The organism is Wenxinia marina DSM 24838, from assembly GCF_000379485.1.
Lineage (GTDB): Bacteria > Pseudomonadota > Alphaproteobacteria > Rhodobacterales > Rhodobacteraceae > Wenxinia > Wenxinia marina.
On record NZ_KB902310.1, the window covers coordinates 93,334 to 109,003 of the forward strand.

The following is a 15,670-nucleotide window of genomic DNA, read 5'->3' on the forward strand; positions in this document are numbered from 1 at the left end:
GGGCGTCCCGCCCCCGTCCGCTGGCGCGGACTCCCCCTGGGGATATTTATGGCTCGATGAGAGGGGGAAGGGGCTGCGCGAGCGCGGCCGCGCGCGCCGGGTCAGGGGCGGGAAGGGGCCGTGCGGGACGTGGGTGGTCCCGGGCGCGGCGGGGCGATCTCGGCGGGCCGGAGGGGGCGCGGCGCAGGCGGCGGCGGGCCGAACGGGACCGCGAGCCGATGGCGGCGGGGATCGGGGCGTGGCCGGGCTGCCCGTCTGAAACGACGAAGGCCCGGGCGTGGGACCCGGGCCTCGTCTCGATGCGTCGGTGGCGGGGAGGCTCAGGCCTCGGCGGCGGCCTTCGCGATTTCCTTCTTCACCTTCTGCGCGGCCGGCGACAGCTCGTCGTCCTTGGCCCGCGCGAGGTAGGCGTCGAGCCCGCCGCGGTGGTCGACCGAGCGCAGGGCGGCCGAGGAGATGCGGAACTTGAAGGTGCGGCCGAGCGTGTCGGACTGCAGCGTCACGTCCTGCAGGTTCGGCAGGAACCGGCGGCGGGTCTTGTTGTTGGCGTGGCTCACGTTGTTGCCCGTCATCGGGCCTTTTCCGGTCAGTTCGCAGCGGCGCGACATTTGGGGCCTCTTCATCTGTCTTCGGTCGGGCGCGGGGGCCCGAAACTGGAAAGGCCCCGCACCCGCAGGGCCTGCAATTCGGTCCGCGGGCTTTAGGGGGATTCCGGGGAGGCGTCAAGGCCCGGGGGCGGCGTGGCGGCGAGGGGGCGGAGCGCCTCGGCCGCGGCGGCGGCGGGGGTGGTTCGGCCCGCTGCCACGTCCTCTTCGAGTCGGGCGAGGCGCGCCTTCAGGTCCGGATCGCGCGTCAGGAGAGTGAGCATCTCGGCCCGCAGCTCCTCGGCGAACCAGTGGCGGGCCTGCTCGGCGCGGGTGCGGTTCAGGATGCCGGCGGCGCGGCGCAGGTCCGCTAGGCGGGTGACGGCGTCCCAGGCGATGTCGATGCCGGCGCCGGTGGCGGCGGAGACGGTGAGGGCGAGGGGGTAGCCGTCCGGGTCCTGCGGCCGTTTGCGCAGGAGGCGCAGGGCGCCGGCATAGTCGGCGGCGGTGCGCCGTGCCTCGGCCGCTAGGTCGCCGTCCGCCTTGTTCACGAGGAGGATGTCGGCGCTCTCCATGATGCCGCGCTTCACGCCCTGCAGCTCGTCCCCGCCCGCCGGGGCGAGGAGGAGGACGAAGACGTCCACCAGCTGCGCCACCATCGTCTCGGACTGGCCGACGCCCACCGTCTCGACCAGCACCACGTCGAAGCCGGCGGCCTCGCACAGGCTCACCGCCTCGCGGGTGCGGCGGGCGACGCCGCCGAGCTGGGATGCGGCGGGGGAGGGGCGGATGAACGCGGCGGGATCGCGGGACAGGCGCTCCATCCGGGTCTTGTCGCCGAGGATCGAGCCGCCGGAGCGGGCGGAGGAGGGGTCGACGGCGAGGACGGCGACCTTGAGCCCCTGCGCGGTGAGGTGCAGGCCGAGCGCGTCGATGAAGGTGGACTTGCCGACGCCGGGGGTGCCGGAGAGGCCGACGCGGAGAGCCTGCCGGGACGGGTCGGCGAGGCGGGCGAGGAGGTCGGTGGCGGCGGCACGGTGGTCGGCGCGGCCGCTCTCGACCAGCGTGATGGCGCGGGCCAGCGCCCGGCGCTCGCCCCGGCGGACGGCCTCGGCGAGGGCGGCGTTGTCCATCAGACGAGGCCCCGCCAGCGCAGCCAGGCGACGAGGGCGATGCCGATGAGGAGGAGATTCAGCGCGATCAGCGCGAGCCAGTCGAGAATGCGGCGGCGGCGCTCGGCCTTCGGGTCGATCGCCCTGAGGTGCGCGGCGGCAAGCCCGTGCGCGGCCTCGACGCCGGCGAGGTCGATCTGGCGCGACAGCTTCGGATGCTGCGTCAGGCGGGCGGCCTCGTCGACCTGTGCCGCCGCGCGGCGGACCTTGCGGGGCAGGCGGCGGCCGGCGCGGGCGAGCGCGCGGGTCAGGTCGGGCGCACGCAGGCGCAGACGCTCCTCGATCAGCGCCCTCAGGTCCTCGGCCCAGCCCGTGATCTTGCCCGCGTCCATGCGGCGGGACACTATCGGTGGGGTCCGGCCTTCTCAATGGGCGGCGAAGGAGGCGGGATGCGGCTGAACCGGGTGGAGTACGACAGCGAAGGTGGCGCGGTGCCTGTCCTGATCGCGCACGGGCTGCTGGGGTCGGCGCGGAACTGGGGCGTGATCGCCAGGCGGCTGTCGAACCGGGGGCCGGTGATCGCGGTGGACATGCGCAATCACGGCGACAGCGACTGGGCGGACAGCCAGTCCTACCCCGACATGGGCGGCGATCTTGCCGACTCGATCGACGGAACGTGGGACGTGGTGGGCCACTCGATGGGCGGCAAGGCGGCGATGTGCCTGGCCTTGGCGCACCCGGGCAAGGTGCGTCGGCTGGTCGTCGCGGACATCGCGCCGGTGGCCTACACCCACACGCAGCAGCAGAACATCGACGCGATGCGGCGGGTGGACCTCGCCACCGTGGAGAGCCGGTCGGAGGCGGCGGCGCAGATGGGTGTGGAAGACCCGGGCGGGTCGGCGTTCCTGCTGCAGTCGCTGGATCTGAAGGCGCGGCGCTGGCGGCCGAATCTCGACGTTCTGGCGGCCGAGATGCCGGGGATCGTGGGCTTTCCCGAAGTGACGGGCTCGTTTCAGGGGCCGGTGCTGTTCCTGTCGGGGGCGGAGTCGGACTACGTCCGGCCCGAGCACCGGGAGCGGATCAAGGCGCTGTTCCCGAGCGCGCGGTTCGCGAAGATTCCCGGGGCCGGGCACTGGCTGCACGCCGACAGGCCGCGGGAGTTCGAGGCGGCGGTGCGGGCGTTCCTGGACGCGTGACGGCGGGCGGGCGGCCGTTTGCGCTGACGGCGGGGACACGCCGGGCGGGGTCCCGGGTCAGGCCCGGGACGGGGACACCCGGGGGGCGGCGCCGGGCTCCTCTTGCGTCGGGCCGCCTCGGCGCCGCCACTCACCCGTAATGCGCGACCGGGGTGCCGGCGAGGGCGCTGATGTTGAGCAGGCCGCGGGCGGTGATCGAGGGCGTCACGATGTGGGCGCGGTTGCCCATGCCCATCAGGATCGGCCCGACCTCCAGCCCGCCGCCGCGCATCTTGAGGATGTTGCGCACGCCCGAGGCCGCGTCGGTGTTGGCGAAGATCAGCGCGTTGGCGGCGCCCTTGAGGCGCGAGCCGGGGAAGATGCGCTCGCGCAGTTCCTCGTCGAGGGCGGCGTCGACGTGCATCTCGCCCTCGTAGGTGAAGTCGCGGGGGGCGGCGTCGAGGATCGCCAGCGCCTCGCGCATGCGCCGGCCGGTACCGTGCTCGAGGTTGCCGAACTGCGAGTGCGAGCACAGCGCGATCTGCGGCTCCAGCCCGAAGCGGCGGACGTGGCGGGCGGCGCCGATCACCGTCTCGGCGATCTGCTGCGGCGTCGGCTCGGGGTGGATCTGGGTGTCGGCGATGAAGAGGGGGCCCTCCTCGTGGATCATCAGGCTGAGGGCGCCGACCGGGTGCAGCCCTCCGGTGCCGAGCACGGCGTCGACGTAGTTCAGGTGCCACAGATACTGGCCGAACGTGCCGCAGATCATCGATTCGGCCTCGTCCCGGTGGACCATCACCGCCGCGATGGCCGTGGTGTTGGTGCGCATGATCGCGCGGGCAAGGTCGGGGGTGACGCCGCGGCGGGCCATGATGTGGTGGTAGGTCGACCAGTATTCGCGGTAGCGCGGATCGTCCTCGGGGTTCACCAGCTGGAAATCGGTGCCGGGGCGGATTTTGAGGCCCGCCCGCTCGCACCGGGTGGCGATCACCTCGGGGCGGCCGATCAGGATCGGGCTGTCGGTCGTCTCCTCCATCATCGCCTGGGCGGCGCGCAGCACGCGCTCGTCCTCGCCTTCCGCGAAGACGATCCGCCGCTCGGCCGAGCGGGCGGCGTCGAAGACCGGGCGCATGATGAGGGCGGAGCGGAAGACCTGGCCGTCCAGCTTTTCCTTGTAGGCCTTGAGGTCCTCAATCGGGCGGGTGGCGACGCCGGTCTCCATCGCGGCGCGGGCGACGGCGGTGGCGACGACCCCCATGAGGCGGGGGTCGAACGGCTTGGGGATCAGGTAGTCGGCGCCGAAGGTCATCTGCTCGCCCTTGTAGGCGGCGGCGGCCTCGGCGCTGGTGGTGGCGCGGGCGAGGGCGGCGATGCCCTCGACGCAGGCGACCTTCATCTCCTCGTTGATCGTGGTCGCGCCGGCATCCAGCGCGCCGCGGAAGATGAAGGGAAAGCACAGGACGTTGTTGACCTGGTTGGGATAGTCGCTGCGCCCGGTGGCGATGATCGCGTCTGGCTGCGCGGCGCGGGCCTCGTCCGGCATGATCTCGGGGTTGGGGTTGGCGAGGGCGAAGATGATCGGCCGGGGGGCCATCCGGGCCGCCATCTCGGCCGTCAGGACGCCGGGGCCGGAGAGGCCGAGGAAGAGGTCGGCGCCCTCGATCACGTCGATCAGCGCCTTCGGCTCGGTCCCTTGCGCGTAGGCCGCCTTCTGCGGCGTCATGTCCTCGGCCCGGCCCTGGTGGACCAGCCCGTGCAGGTCGCACAGGAACACGTTCTCGCGCCGCACCCCCAGCGTCAGCAGCATGTCGAGGCAGGCGATGCCGGCCGCGCCGCCGCCGGTGGAGACGACCTTGATGTCGGCCCAGTCCTTGCCGGCGACCCGCAGCGCGTTGGTCGCGGCGGCGCCGACGACGATGGCCGTGCCGTGCTGGTCGTCGTGGAACACGGGGATGTTCATCCGCTCGCGGCAGAGCTTCTCGACGATGAAGCAGTCGGGCGCCTTGATGTCCTCGAGGTTGATCGCGCCGAAGGTCGGCTCCAGGGCGCAGACGAGGTCGGCGAGGCGCTCGGGGTCGGACTCGGCCAATTCGATGTCGAAGCAGTCGATGCCGGCGAACTTCTTGAACAGGACCGCCTTGCCCTCCATCACCGGCTTGGAGGCCAGCGCGCCGATATTGCCGAGGCCGAGGACGGCGGTGCCGTTGGTGACGACGGCGACGAGGTTGCCGCGGGACGTGTAGTCGCGGGCGGTGTCGGGGTCGGCCTTGATCTCGAGGCACGCCTCGGCGACGCCGGGAGAGTAGGCGCGGGCGAGGTCGCGGCCGTTGGCGAGCGGCTTGGTCGCGCGGATCTCGAGCTTTCCGGGCCGCGGGTGGCGGTGGTAGTCGAGCGCCGCCTGGCGAAGCGCCTCGCGCGTGGTGTCGTGCGACGTGTCGGCCAAGGTGGCGCCCTCCCTCTGGATGCCCTGCACTATGCCGGGTGGGCGGGGCGGGGCAAGCGGTCGCCCCGGCTGCCGCCGCGGGCGGCTTGAAACCGGGGGCGGAAGCGGGACAACTGCGGCCGCGCACATGGACGGGAGCGGACGGCGATGATTCCAGTGAGCGGGTTCGAGGGGCAGACCGTGGCGCTGCTCGGCCTCGGCCGGTCGGGCCGGGCGACGGCGCGGGCGCTGAAGGCCGGCGGGGCGTATCCGGTGGCGTGGGACGACAGCGTGCCCGCCCGCGAGGCGGCGGAGGCCGAGGGGATCGAGCTGCGGGATCTGTCGCGGCAGGGCGCGCTGCACGGCGTCGCCTGCCTCGTCACCTCCCCCGGCATCCCGCACCTCCATCCCCGCCCGCACCCCGCCATCGCGGCGGCGCTGGAGCGGGGGATTCCGGTCGACAACGACATCGGCCTGTTCTTCCGCTCGTTCGGCTCTGCCGCGTTCGGGGAGTTCGACACGGTGCCGCGGGTGGTCGCCGTCACCGGCTCCAACGGCAAGTCCACCACGTCGGCGCTGATCCACCACGTCCTGACCGAGGCGGGGCGCCCGGCGCAGCTGGCCGGGAACATCGGGCGCGGGGTGTTCGACCTCGACCCCGCGCGGGACGGCGAGGTGATCGTGCTGGAGCTGTCGTCCTACCAGACCGAACTGGCGCGGGCGCTGACGCCGGACGTTGCGATCTTCACCAACCTCTCGCCCGACCACCTCGACCGGCACGGCGGGCCGGGCGGCTACTTCGCCGCCAAGCGCCGGCTGTTCGCCGAGGGCGGGCCGGACCGCGCGGTGGTGGGCGTGGACGAGGTGGAGGGCCTGTTCCTCGCCGGGCAGCTGTCCGAGGGGCCGGCGGACGCGCGGGTGATCCGGGTGTCGGTGTCGCGCAGGCTGGAGGACGCGGCGTGGTCGGTCGTCGCGCGCAAGGGATGGCTGGCGGAGTGGCGGCACGGCCGGCAGGTCGCGTCGGTCGACCTGCGCGGGGTGAAGGGGCTGCCGGGCAGCCACAACCACCAGAACGCCTGCGCCGCGTGGGCCGCGGCGCGGGCGCTGGGGCTGGGGCCGCGGGAGATCGAGCCGGGGCTGAATTCCTATCCCGGCCTGCCGCACCGCAGCCAGCTGATCGCCGAAGCGGGTGGCGTCGCTTACGTCAACGACAGCAAGGCGACGAACGTGGACGCCGCGGTGATGGCGCTGAAGGCATTCCCGCGCATCCGCTGGATCTGCGGCGGGCTGGAGAAGGAGGGCGGGCTGGACGCGCTGCTGCCGGCGGCGCAGGCGTCGGTCGCCCGGGCCTACGTGATCGGCCGCGAGGCCGAGGCGTTCGCCCGGCGGCTGGACGGCATCGACGCCGAGGTCTGCACCACGATGGACGCCGCGGTGGCGCAGGCGATGGCGGAGGCGCAGCCCGGCGAGACGGTGCTGCTGGCCCCGGCGGCGGCGAGCTTCGACCAGTACGACAACTTCGAGAAGCGGGGCGAGGATTTCGTCCGGGCGGTGACGTCCCGGCTCCGTTGAAGGGTGACGTCGGGGCAGTCGGCTGCTAGCCTCGCGATCCTCAAGCAAAGGAGCCTGCCGATGCGCCTCACCGTCCTGTCCTTGCTCGCCCTCTTCGCCACGCCCGCCGCGGCGCAGGAGTGCCGGACGCTGCAGTTTCCCGAAGGATTCACCTCCGGCCAGGTCACGGGCGAGGCGTCGAGCGAGGTCACGGCCTGCTTCCTGCTCGTCGTCCCACCAGGCCAGAACATCTCGATCGATGTGGAAGGTCCGGGCATGGTCCATGCCATGCCGGGGCAATGGGACGCGATGGATCAGCGGATGTTCCTCGGCGATTATCCCGGCCGCCCGAACCCCCTGCAGGTGAACGTCGCGCCCCTGATGCGGGCGCCGATGACGCCGTTCACGCTGACCGTGCGGTTCGAGCCGCCGGGCAACGGCTGAAGGGGCGCTGCGTGGGCGGGGCGCTTTTCCGCCGATCCACGGGCGCGGGGACGTGGCGGCGCTAGCTGCTTCCTCAACCGTATCCTTCCGAGGTGACCCCATGTTCCGACCCCAACGACTGTCCATTGCCGCGCTCGTCGCGGCGAGCCTGTCCGGTCCCGCCTTCGCCCAGGAGGCGACCGACGGGATTTCCGTGACCGCGGACGACCTCGTCTGCCAGGAGACGACCCTGCCGGCCGGGACCGCCGAGGCGCAGCTGGAAGGCATGGCCTCGGGCAGCGAGGCGGCCTGCTTCCTCATCACCTTCCCGGACGACACCGCGCTGACGGTGACGCTGGCGGAGGAGGAGGAGACGCTGGTGGAGGAGGAGATGACCGAGGAGGAGCTGGCGATGCAGATGCATCTCGGCATCTCGCCGGTGACGCCGACGCAGACCCGCGTCATCGTCGGCCAGATGGACGAGAGCGCGCCGATGGCGCCGTTCACGCTGAACGTCTCGGTCGAGTGACCGGGGAGGTGCCGCACGGCGCACCGCCGCCGCGCGGCACCCCAACGCGGGGCTGGCGCGGCCGGTGACGACGCGTTAGACTCGGGCCAGATCCGGGGACAACCCGGGCGTCAGTGGCAAACGAGCGGTACCAGACATGACCGAGATGGTGCACGGGGTCGCCCCCCTTGCGTCCGGCGATCCGGTCCTCCCCCGGTGGTGGCGGACGGTCGACAAGTGGACGATGTCCTGCATCCTGATGCTGTTCGCGATCGGGCTGCTGCTGGGGCTGGCCGCCTCGCCGCCGCTCGCCTCGCGCAACGGCCTCGACCCGTTCTACTACGTCAGCCGGCAGGCGTTCTTCGGCGGCGTCGCGCTCGCGATCATGCTGATCGTCTCGATGATGAGCCCGGTGCTGGTGCGCCGCCTTGCCGTCCTCGGCTTTCTCGCCTCGTTCGCGGCGCTGGCGATGCTGCCGGTCCTCGGCACCGATTTCGGCAAGGGGGCGGTGCGCTGGTACTCGCTCGGCTTCGCCTCGTTCCAGCCGTCGGAGTTCCTCAAGCCCGGCTTCGTCGTCGTCGCCGCGTGGCTGATGGCCGCCAGCCAGGAGGTGGGCGGCCCGCCGGGCAAGACCTGGTCGTTCGGGCTGACGGTCATACTCGTCGCGCTGCTGGCGCTTCAGCCGGACTTCGGGCAGGCCGCGCTGGTGCTGTTCTCCTGGGGCGTGATGTACTTCGTCGCCGGGGCGCCGATGCTGCTGCTGATGATCCTCGCCGGGGTCGTCGTCTTCGTCGGCACCGTCGCCTACGAGAATTCCGAACACTTCGCCCGCCGCATCGACGGCTTCCTGTCGCCCGACGTCGATCCCACGACGCAGCTGGGCTACGCCACCAACGCGATCCGCGAGGGCGGGTTCTTCGGCGTCGGCGTCGGCGAGGGGCAGGTGAAGTGGTCGCTGCCGGACGCGCATACCGACTTCATCATCGCCGTCGCGGCCGAGGAATACGGGCTGATCTGCGTCGCCGTGATCATCGCCCTCTACGCGATGATCGTTGTGCGCTCGCTCCTGCGGCTGATGCGCGAGCGCGATCCGTTCATCCGCCTCGCCGGGACCGGCCTCGCCTGCGCCTTCGGCGTGCAGGCGATGATCAACATGGGCGTGGCGGTGCGCCTGCTGCCGGCCAAGGGGATGACCCTGCCGTTCGTCAGCTACGGCGGCTCGTCGGTGATCGCGGGCGGCATCGCCGTCGGCATGCTGCTGGCCTTCACCCGGACCCGCCCGCAGGGCGAGATCGGCGACATCCTGGGGCGGCGGGGCCGGTGAGCCGGGCCAGCGCAGGGCGCGGCCGGATGCGGGCGCGTCAAGCCGCGGCGGCGCGCGGGCGGCGCGGTCGCGATGCGTATTTGAAGACATGCAATGGACAGGGCGGAGGCGCCGCATGAGCGCGCCGCTCCTCGTCATCGCGGCCGGCGGCACCGGCGGACACATGTTCCCGGCCCAGGCGCTGGCCGAGACGATGCTGGCCCGGGGCTGGCGGGTCGCGCTGTCTACCGACGCGCGGGGCGCGCGCTACACGTCCGGCTTTCCGGAGGCGGTGGCGGTCGAGGTGATGTCCTCGGCCACCTTCGCGCGGGGCGGGATCCTCGCCAAGGCGGCGGTGGGCCCGCGGATCGCGGGCGGCGTGCTGCAGGCGGTGCGGCGGATGCGCGGCGACCGGCCCGCGGCGGTCGTCGGCTTCGGCGGCTATCCGGCGATCCCGGCCCTGGCGGCGGCGACGCTGCTGAAGGTGCCGCGCATGATCCACGAGCAGAACGGCGTCCTCGGCCGGGTGAACCAGCTGTTCGCCAAGCGCGTGGACGCCGTCGCCTGCGGCACCTGGCCGACCGAGCTGCCGGACGGCGTCGAGGGGGTCCACACCGGCAACCCCGTCCGCTCGGCCATCCGCGACAAGGAGGGCGCCAGCTACATCCCGCCCGGCGACTACCCGATGGAGATCCTCGTGACCGGGGGCAGCCAGGCGGCGCGCGTCCTGTCCGACGTCGTGCCGCCCGCCATCGCCGAGCTGCCGCGCGAGCTGCGCGTGCGCCTGCGGGTCAGCCACCAGGCCCGGCCCGAGGACGTGGAGCGGGTGGCGACCTACTACGACGAGCAGCTGGTCCAGGCGGACGTGCAGCCGTTCTTTCACGACATGCCGCGGCGGATCGCCGAGGCGCAGCTGGTGATCGCGCGGTCCGGCGCGTCGACCGTTGCAGATCTGACAGTCATCGGGCGGCCGGCGATCCTGGTCCCCCTTGCGTCCGCGATCCGGGACGAGCAGACGGCCAACGCCCGCGCCATGGTCGAGGCCGGCGCGGCGGTGCTGATGCCCGAGGCCCGGTTCGACGTGGTGCCCCTGTCCGGGGTGATCGCCGACATCCTCGGCGACCCGGACGGCGCGGCGCAGATGGCCCGCGCGGCACGATCCCTCGGGATTCCCGATGCGGCGGAACGGCTGGCCGGCCTTGTCGAAGGCCTCGCCGGCGGCGATAGACAGGAGACGGACCAATGATGGACGGAAATCCGCGGCTGATGAACGCGACGATGCTTCCCCTCGATATCGGGCCGATCCACTTCGTCGGGATCGGCGGGATCGGCATGTCGGGCATCGCCGAGGTGCTGCTGAACCTCGGCTACGATGTCCAGGGCTCGGACCTGAAGGCGTCGAAGATCACCGACCGCCTCGCCGCGATGGGCGCCCGCGTCCATGTCGGCCAGACGGCGGAGAACCTGGAGGGCGCCGAGGTCGTCGTGATCTCGTCCGCGATCAAGAAAGGCAACCCCGAGCTGGACGAGGCGCGGCGCCGCGGCCTGCCGGTCGTGCGCCGGGCCGAGATGCTGGCCGAGCTGATGCGCCTGAAGTCCAACGTCGCGGTCGCCGGGACCCACGGCAAGACCACGACGACGACGCTGGTGGCGACGCTGCTGGACGCCGGCGGGATCGACCCCACGGTGGTGAACGGCGGCATCATCCACGCCTACGGCTCCAACGCCCGGATGGGGCAGGGGACCTGGATGGTGGTGGAGGCGGACGAGAGCGACGGCACCTTCAACCGCCTGCCGGCGACGATCGCCATCGTCACCAACATCGACCCCGAGCACATGGAGCATTGGGGCTCCATCGAGAGGCTGCGCCAGGGCTTCCTCGACTTCGTCTCCAACATTCCGTTCTACGGTCTCGCCGTCTGCTGCACCGACCACCCCGAGGTGCAGGCGCTGGTCGGCCGCGTGACCGACCGCCGCGTCGTCACCTTCGGCTTCAACGCGCAGGCGGACGTGCGGGCGGTGAACCTGCGCTACGCCAAGGGGATCGCGCACTTCGATATCGCCTGCCAGGGCGACGGCACGCTGATCGAGGGCTGCACCCTGCCGATGCCGGGCGACCACAACGTTAGCAATGCGCTCGCCGCCGTCGCGGTGGCGCGGCACCTCGGCGTGCCGGCGGACGTGATCCGCGAGGCGCTGGCGCGGTTCGGCGGCGTGAACCGGCGGTTCACCCGTGTGGGCGAGGTGAACGGCGTCACCATCATCGACGATTACGGCCATCATCCGGTCGAGATCGCCGCGGTGCTCAAGGCCGCGCGGCAGGCGGTGGACGGGCAGGGCCGCGTGATCGCGGTGCACCAGCCGCACCGCTACTCGCGCCTCTCCAGCCTGTTCGACGATTTCTGCGCCTGCTTCAACGAGGCGGACGTGGTGGGCATCGCCGAGGTCTACGCCGCGGGCGAAGACCCGATCCCGGGCGCCAGCCGCGACGACCTCGTCGCCGGGCTGATCCGCCACGGCCACCGGCACGCCCGCGCGGTGACGTCCGAGGACGATCTGGAACGGCTGGTGCGCGAGCAGGCCAAGCCGGGCGACCTCGTGGTCTGCCTCGGCGCGGGGACGATCAGCGCCTGGGCGAACGCCCTGCCGGAGCGTCTGCAGGGTTGACGGACAGGGCAGGCGCGCGGCCCCTGCCTCGATTCCGCCGTAATCCGCGACAATGAGGGGCGGCGAAGGTGATTGTCCCCATGTCGCTCCCCCTGTTCCTCGCCTGCCTGTGGGCCATCCTCGGGACCGTCACGGCGCTGCTGCCCGTCCGCAGGCAGATGATCCCCGGAAGCGTTCTCCTTCTGGTTGCGCCGATCCTGCTGATCTGGCTATCTGTCGCCCATGGGTGGTGGATCGGAGGACTCGCCGTGGCAGCCTTCCTGTCGATGTTTCGCAGGCCGCTGGGCTATCTGATCGCGCGGGCGCGCGGGCAACGGCCGGAGCTGCCGCGATGAACGCGCCGCTGATGGCGGCGTGCCTGTGGTTCGTGCTGGCGCACGTCCTGGCGCTGATCCCGTCGAACGACCATCACTGGCGCCGGGCCTATTTCCTGATCGCGGTCGGCATCCCGATCCTGGGCTGGGTCACGGCGACGAGCGGGCCGGTACTCGGCCTCCTGGTCCTCGCGGCGGGGGCAAGCGTGCTGCGCTGGCCGCTGGTGCACCTCGCCCGCTGGGTCCGCCGCGGCCTGTCGCCGGACCGCGCCGAGAGCGTTCCCGGCGAGTGACACCGTCGCAATCGTCGCGCGCGGCCGCGTTGACCCGGGCCGGCGGCGCTGCGACTGATCGGGCATGACCTACATCCTTCCGATCCTCGCCCTCGCCCTCGGGCTGACCGGCGGCGCCCTCGTCGCGCGGCGCCGGGCGCTCGTCGTCCTCGGCGCGGCGCTCGTCGTCGATCTGCTCGTCTTCGTCGCGGCGCTCTGGTGGGGCAGCCTGCAGCCCGGATGGGACGGGATGGGCCTTGCCGGGTTCGCCTGGATGATCTGCCTGCCGGTCTTCTTCGGGCTGATCGTCGGCGGCGCGCTGGGCTGGCGCCGCCGCCGCAGGGCGGAGCGGATGCGGTTCCGGTGAGCGGGAGGCGCTGTCCCGAGCGGTGGACGGCCCCCGGCGGCCACGCCCTCTTGCGCCGGCGCGGCCGAGCGGACAGGACAGGGCCATGAGCGATCTTCCTCCCCTGCGCGGCACCGCCACCCCCGACCGGCCGCTGGCCGACCTCACCTGGATGCGCGTCGGCGGCCCGGCCGAGTGGCTGGTCCAGCCGGCGGACGAGGACGACCTCGCCGCGTTCCTCGCCGCGCTGCCGGCGGAAATGCCGCTGTTCCCGATGGGCGTCGGCTCCAACCTCATCGTCCGCGACGGCGGGATCCGCGGCGTGGTCATAAGGCTCGGCCGCGGCTTCAACGGCATCCGGGTGGAGGAGGGCCGGGTGATCGCCGGCGCCGCCGCGCTCGACGCGCATGTGGCGCGGCGGGCGGCGGAGCAGGGGCGGGATCTGACCTTTTTGCGCACCATCCCCGGGGCCATCGGCGGCGCGGTGCGGATGAACGCCGGCTGCTACGGCACCTACGTCGCCGACGTGCTGGAGAGCGTGCGCCTCGTCCGCCGCAACGGCACGGTCGAAACGCTGCCGGCCGACGCCTTGGCCTTGCGCTATCGCCAGAGCGACCTGCCCGAGGACGCGGTCGTCGTCGAGGCGACCTTCGCCGCCCCATCCGGCGATCCCGAAGATCTGGCCGCCCGGATGGAGGCGCAGCTGCGGAAGCGGGACGAGACGCAGCCGACGAAGGACCGCACCGCCGGCTCCACCTTCCGCAATCCGGCCGGCTTCTCCTCCACCGGCCGCGCCGACGACACGCACGAGCTTAAGGCGTGGAAGGTGATCGAGGATGCCGGGATGCGCGGCGCCCGGCGCGGCGGGGCGGTGATGAACGAGATGCACGCCAATTTCCTGACCAACGCCGGTGGCGCAACGGCCGCCGACCTCGAAGGTCTGGGCGAGGAGGTCCGGAAAAAGGTTTACGCGGACTCCGGCATAACGCTAGAATGGGAAATCATGCGGGTGGGCGAACCGCTCGCGTAATTTCCTTCCGATAGCCGGGCGGCGCCTCGACAGGCCGGGGCGACGGCAAGAACCCGGGATCGGAGTCCACGACGGACGCGAAGACGTCCGCGGGCGGTGAGGCAGGTTGACCATGTCGGGCGGGGCAGGCCCCAGAATCGTTGTGCTGAAAGGCGGTCCGTCGGCCGAGCGCGAGGTGTCGCTCTCGTCCGGGACGGAGTGCGCCAAGGCGCTGCGCACCGCCGGCTTCGAGACGGTGGAGATCGACGCCGGCGTCGACCTGCCGGATCGCCTGGCCGAGGCGCGTCCCGACGTCGTCTTCAACGCGCTGCACGGCCGCTGGGGCGAGGATGGCTGCGTCCAGGGGCTGCTGGAATGGCTGCGCATCCCCTACACCCATTCCGGCGTCCTCGCCTCCGCCCTCGCGATGGACAAGGAGAAGACCAAGGCGGTCTACCGCCGCGAGGGCCTGCCGGTGGTCGAGAGCATCCTCGCCCCGCGAGAGGAGGTCGAGGCCGATCACGTGATGGCGCCGCCCTACGTGGTGAAGCCCTTCAACGAAGGATCCTCGGTCGGCGTCTACATCGTCGCGGCGGGGTCGAACCGGCCGCCCGTCCTCGGCCCGCAGATGCCGGGGGTGGTGATGGTCGAGGCGTTCGCGCCGGGGCGCGAGCTGACCGTGGCGGTGCTGGGCGACCGGGCGCTTGCCGTGACCGACATCCTCACCGACGGCTGGTACGACTACTCGGCCAAGTACACCGTGGGCGGCAGCCGCCACGTCTGCCCCGCCGAACTGCCCGAGGAGATCGCCAACGCCTGCCTCGACTACGCGCTGCGGGCGCACCGGGCGCTGGGCTGCCGCGGCCTCAGCCGTACGGATTTCCGCTGGGACGAGGCGCAGGGATACGCCGGGCTGGTCGTGCTGGAGACGAACACCCAGCCCGGCATGACGCCCACCTCCCTCGCGCCGGAGCAGGCGCTGGCGGCGGGCATGGACTTTCCGGCGCTCTGCCGCTGGCTGGTGGAGGACGCGTCGTGCGATCGCTGAGCCTGCCGTTCCCGGCCCTGTCCTTCCGGCGCCGGCCCGACCCCGTCCCGGGCCCGCGCGATCCGGCGCCCAGCCGCTGGGGCTATCGCTACCAGCGGCTGATGCTGACGCCGCTGTTCCGGGCCACGGTGCGGGTCGGCCTGCCGGCCTTCGTCGTCGTCTTCGGCGCCGGCCTGTGGTTCGCGAACGAGGCGAACCGGGCGCTGGTGACCGACCGGATCGCCGCGGTGCGCGACCAGATGGAGAGCCGGCCGGAATTCATGGTCACGGGCCTCGACATCGACGGCGCCGACATCGCGCTGGCCGCCGCGATCTCGACCACGCTCGGCGATCTCGACGTGACCTTCCCGGTCTCGTCCTTCGACCTCGACCTCGAGGCGATCCGCGCCGGCGTCACCGACCTCACCGCGGTGAAGGACGCGGTCGTGCGGGTGCGGCCCGGCGGCACGCTGTCGATCGAGGTGAACCAGCGCCAGCCGGTCGCGATCTGGCGCCACATCGACGGGCTGCGCCTGCTGGACGCCGAGGGCGTGATGACCGGCATGATCGTCTCGCGCACCGACCGGCCGGACCTGCCGCTCCTCGCCGGGGACGGCGCGCGGGCGGCGACGGCCGAGGGGATGGCGCTGATCGAGGCGGCGGCGCCGCTGGCCGAGCGGGTGCGCGGCCTCGTCCGGATGGGCGAGCGGCGCTGGGATCTGATGCTCGACCGCGACCAGCGCGTGCTGCTGCCGGAGGAGAACCCCGTGGCGGCGCTGGAGCGGCTGATCGCCCTCGACGACGCGCAGCCGTTCCTGGAGCGGGACATCAGCGTCATCGACCTGCGCAACCAGCAGCGGATCACGGTGCGGGCGGGGCCGATGGCGGCCGACGCGCTGCGGGCGTCGGACGAGCGGTAAGAGACGCGACACGACGACAAGAAGACAAGGCCAACAA

General features: G+C 72.4%; 17 protein-coding genes. 13 read left to right on the forward strand and 4 right to left on the reverse strand.

What is annotated here, in order from left to right; genetic code table 11:
- Positions 1 to 320: 320 nt before the first annotated feature.
- The 3 genes from rpmB to A37W_RS22175 form a co-directional block, all read right to left on the reverse strand.
- A complete protein-coding gene (gene rpmB, locus A37W_RS0115190; protein WP_018303891.1) occupies positions 321 to 608 on the reverse strand; it encodes a 50S ribosomal protein L28 in 288 nt (95 codons plus the stop codon).
- A gap of 92 nt (positions 609 to 700) precedes the next feature.
- Complete coding sequence (gene meaB, locus A37W_RS0115195; protein WP_018303892.1) at positions 701 to 1,717, reverse strand: methylmalonyl Co-A mutase-associated GTPase MeaB; 1,017 nt, start codon at positions 1,715 to 1,717, stop codon at positions 701 to 703.
- Positions 1,717 to 2,088, reverse strand: coding sequence for a hypothetical protein (locus A37W_RS22175; protein WP_018303893.1), 372 nt, complete (start codon positions 2,086 to 2,088; stop codon positions 1,717 to 1,719). The genes meaB and A37W_RS22175 overlap by 1 nt, the downstream gene beginning before the upstream one ends.
- A 57-nt stretch (positions 2,089 to 2,145) precedes the next feature.
- On the opposite strand from A37W_RS22175, the gene A37W_RS0115205 reads away from it, so the two are divergent.
- Positions 2,146 to 2,892 carry an alpha/beta fold hydrolase gene (locus A37W_RS0115205; protein ID WP_018303894.1) on the forward strand — a complete coding sequence of 249 codons (747 nt, stop codon included), beginning with the start codon at positions 2,146 to 2,148 and terminating at the stop codon, positions 2,890 to 2,892.
- Positions 2,893 to 3,022: 130 nt separating this feature from the next.
- On the opposite strand, the gene A37W_RS0115210 is transcribed toward A37W_RS0115205, so the two are convergent.
- Positions 3,023 to 5,314 carry an NADP-dependent malic enzyme gene (locus A37W_RS0115210; RefSeq protein WP_018303895.1) on the reverse strand — a complete coding sequence of 764 codons (2,292 nt, stop codon included), beginning with the start codon at positions 5,312 to 5,314 and terminating at the stop codon, positions 3,023 to 3,025.
- A gap of 147 nt (positions 5,315 to 5,461) precedes the next feature.
- Between A37W_RS0115210 and murD the strand changes: the two genes are divergently transcribed.
- From murD to A37W_RS0115270, 12 genes are all read left to right on the forward strand, one after another.
- Positions 5,462 to 6,865 carry a UDP-N-acetylmuramoyl-L-alanine--D-glutamate ligase gene (gene murD / locus A37W_RS0115215; protein WP_026198532.1) on the forward strand — a complete coding sequence of 468 codons (1,404 nt, stop codon included), beginning with the start codon at positions 5,462 to 5,464 and terminating at the stop codon, positions 6,863 to 6,865.
- A gap of 60 nt (positions 6,866 to 6,925) precedes the next feature.
- Positions 6,926 to 7,288: a hypothetical protein gene (locus tag A37W_RS0115220; protein WP_018303897.1), complete on the forward strand. Its 363-nt coding sequence runs from the start codon at positions 6,926 to 6,928 to the stop codon at positions 7,286 to 7,288.
- Between the two features lie 100 nt (positions 7,289 to 7,388).
- The gene (locus tag A37W_RS0115225; protein WP_018303898.1) at positions 7,389 to 7,796 is read left to right on the forward strand and encodes a hypothetical protein; all 408 of its coding nucleotides are present in this window, start codon (positions 7,389 to 7,391) and stop codon (positions 7,794 to 7,796) included.
- A gap of 136 nt (positions 7,797 to 7,932) precedes the next feature.
- Positions 7,933 to 9,099, forward strand: coding sequence for a putative lipid II flippase FtsW (gene ftsW / locus A37W_RS0115230; RefSeq protein ID WP_018303899.1), 1,167 nt, complete (start codon positions 7,933 to 7,935; stop codon positions 9,097 to 9,099).
- 115 nt (positions 9,100 to 9,214) lie between these two features.
- On the forward strand, positions 9,215 to 10,324 hold the full coding sequence (locus A37W_RS0115235; RefSeq protein WP_018303900.1) for a UDP-N-acetylglucosamine--N-acetylmuramyl-(pentapeptide) pyrophosphoryl-undecaprenol N-acetylglucosamine transferase: 1,110 nt from the start codon (positions 9,215 to 9,217) through the stop codon (positions 10,322 to 10,324).
- A gap of 20 nt (positions 10,325 to 10,344) precedes the next feature.
- Positions 10,345 to 11,745 (forward strand): UDP-N-acetylmuramate--L-alanine ligase, encoded by a 1,401-nt coding sequence (gene murC, locus A37W_RS0115240; RefSeq protein WP_026198533.1) that lies wholly within the window; start codon positions 10,345 to 10,347, stop codon positions 11,743 to 11,745.
- An 80-nt stretch (positions 11,746 to 11,825) separates the two neighbouring features.
- Positions 11,826 to 12,080 (forward strand): DUF2484 family protein, encoded by a 255-nt coding sequence (locus tag A37W_RS0115245; protein ID WP_018303902.1) that lies wholly within the window; start codon positions 11,826 to 11,828, stop codon positions 12,078 to 12,080.
- Positions 12,077 to 12,352: a DUF2484 family protein gene (locus A37W_RS0115250; protein WP_018303903.1), complete on the forward strand. Its 276-nt coding sequence runs from the start codon at positions 12,077 to 12,079 to the stop codon at positions 12,350 to 12,352. Before A37W_RS0115245 ends, A37W_RS0115250 begins: the two co-directional genes overlap by 4 nt.
- Before the next feature lie 64 nt (positions 12,353 to 12,416).
- Positions 12,417 to 12,698 (forward strand): hypothetical protein, encoded by a 282-nt coding sequence (locus A37W_RS0115255; RefSeq protein WP_018303904.1) that lies wholly within the window; start codon positions 12,417 to 12,419, stop codon positions 12,696 to 12,698.
- Positions 12,699 to 12,783: 85 nt separating this feature from the next.
- Entirely contained in the window at positions 12,784 to 13,707 is a 924-nt protein-coding gene (murB, locus tag A37W_RS0115260) for a UDP-N-acetylmuramate dehydrogenase (protein WP_018303905.1), read from the forward strand.
- Positions 13,708 to 13,819: 112 nt separating this feature from the next.
- Positions 13,820 to 14,734 (forward strand): D-alanine--D-alanine ligase, encoded by a 915-nt coding sequence (locus tag A37W_RS0115265; RefSeq protein WP_188754173.1) that lies wholly within the window; start codon positions 13,820 to 13,822, stop codon positions 14,732 to 14,734.
- The gene (locus A37W_RS0115270) at positions 14,722 to 15,633 is read left to right on the forward strand and encodes a cell division protein FtsQ/DivIB (protein WP_018303907.1); all 912 of its coding nucleotides are present in this window, start codon (positions 14,722 to 14,724) and stop codon (positions 15,631 to 15,633) included. The genes A37W_RS0115265 and A37W_RS0115270 overlap by 13 nt, the downstream gene beginning before the upstream one ends.
- Positions 15,634 to 15,670 lie beyond the last annotated feature (37 nt).